Here is a 2015-nt window from a genome sequence, read left to right on the forward strand (position 1 = left end):
ACTTGAAACGATAACAAGTGTATATCCTTCATTTTTCAATGCAGCGATATCTTCTGATACCTCGGCAGGCAAAGGGAAGGTAATGCTCTTTTCATTCCCCGCCTTGAACGATTGTCCGTTGATAATGGCAGAAACTCCCTGTCCTGATATGGTGTTGATCTCATCAGGATCATCAAGTATAAGATTTTGACCGCTGATTTTTTCCATTACAGCTTTTGCAATAGGGTGCGAAGATGTTTTTTCAATCGATCCTGCTACTTTGAAGAAGCTCTCTTCCTCATACACAAACATTTTTTCTACGTAAGGGCGGCCTTTCGTCAATGTTCCAGTTTTATCGAAGGCAATTGTATCAATATTTCCCAGCTGTTCAAGGTATACGCCGCCTTTTATAAGGATTCCATTTTTAGCATTGCGCGCAATCCCTGAAACGATGGCGATTGGAGAAGATAAGATTAGCGCACATGGACACCCTACTATAAGAACAGCGAGTCCCTGGTAGAACCAGGAGCTCCATTCACCATTAAGTAGAAGAGGGGGAAAAATCATAACAAGAGCGGAAATGATCATGATGATCGGCGTATAATATTTGGCAAAGCGATTGATGAACTGCTCGGTCGGTGTTTTTGTTTCCTGTGCCACTTCCACTAAATGAAGAATTTTCGCAAGGGAAGAATCTTTATACTCTTTCGTGATCCTTACTTTCAGCACACCTTCATTATTTATGCTTCCCCCATATACTTTTTCATTCGATTCTTTTTCGACAGGCATCGCTTCACCCGTAATGGCTGCTTCGTTCACTGAGCTTCTTCCGGAAACTACGACTCCATCAGAAGGGATTTTTTGACCGGATTTGACCAATACGAGATACCCTGCTCGCAAAGAACTGATCGGAACAACCTTCTCCAGCCCATTTTCAATCAGAATCGCTTCTTTTGGTGCAACTTTGAGAAGTTCTTCCATCGATTTTCTAGCTTTCTCCATACCCATCCCTTCAAGGAGTTCATTGATTCCAAAGAGAATCGCGACAAGTGTCCCTTCTTTCCATTCGCCAATGGAAAAGGCCCCGATTAATGCAATTGTCATTAACGTATCGATATTGAATTTAAGTTTAATAAGGTTTTTGGCACCTTTGATAAATGTAGGATAGCCGCTGATGGACGCAGCTGTCAGGTACATGATGACAGGCACAAGATTACTCAGCTGGGTGTCCACATAGATGGCAGAAAAGAAAATGATGGCAGATAAACCGATCAAGATTTTCATTTTATCATTGCTTGAATGTGAATGTTCATGACCATGGTCCGGTTTATCAGGAGAATTTTCTTTTATGATTGCTGCACCATCTGTAGAAAGAATTTTTTCCACCTTCACCATATCGACTCCATCACTTACCAACAGCTTGCTGCTGTTGTAGAGAATTCTTGAGCCGTCACCGTTTTCCAACTTATTAATCTGTTCCTCCATTTCCCTCGCACAGTTCCCGCATGTGAGTCCCTGAAGTTTATATTCATTCATGACCATTCCCCCGTGAATTTAGTGATGTCTCGCATGATGCATTGTTTGTTGCAGCATATTCATCACATGATCATCATCAGCAGAATAAAATAGCGTCGTTCCTTCACGTCTGTATTTGACCAGCCGCAGATTTTTCAAGAAACGCAGCTGATGTGACACCGTTGTTTGAAGAAGCGAGAGTCTCTCTGCAATTTCATTGACCGAATGTTCTTTTTGCGCCAATAAATGCAATATTTTTACCCTGGTTGGTTCTGATAAAGCTTTGAACGTTTGTGTGACGATAAATAATGTTTCATCATCGATTTCGATACAGTTTTCCTTATCGCTTACCCGATCTTTGTTATCGAATTCGACTGCATGATCTTGTTTATTATTTTTTCCCATGGTGTCACTCCTATTCTATTTCAATATATGACAATGTGTTCATGTATTATATTTTAATGATAAGTAAAGAATCGGCAGCTGTCAAACATTATCATTCGTTTGTAACTATTCTATTC

2 protein-coding genes are annotated in these 2015 nt (G+C 40.5%); both read right to left on the minus strand.

The annotated features are described in order from the left end of the window. Positions 1–1515, minus strand: a 1515-nt coding sequence (locus HP456_RS23300) for a heavy metal translocating P-type ATPase (RefSeq protein WP_172255486.1), incomplete at its 3' end; no start/stop codon positions are given. Positions 1516–1533: 18 nt separating this feature from the next. Continuing rightward, entirely contained in the window at positions 1534–1899 is a 366-nt protein-coding gene (locus HP456_RS23305; protein WP_172255488.1) for an ArsR/SmtB family transcription factor, read from the minus strand. Positions 1900–2015: the final 116 nt, after the last annotated feature.

It is taken from the genome of Bacillus haikouensis (assembly GCF_013179555.1).
In the GTDB taxonomy this organism is placed as follows: domain Bacteria; phylum Bacillota; class Bacilli; order Bacillales; family Bacillaceae_B; genus Rossellomorea; species Rossellomorea haikouensis_A.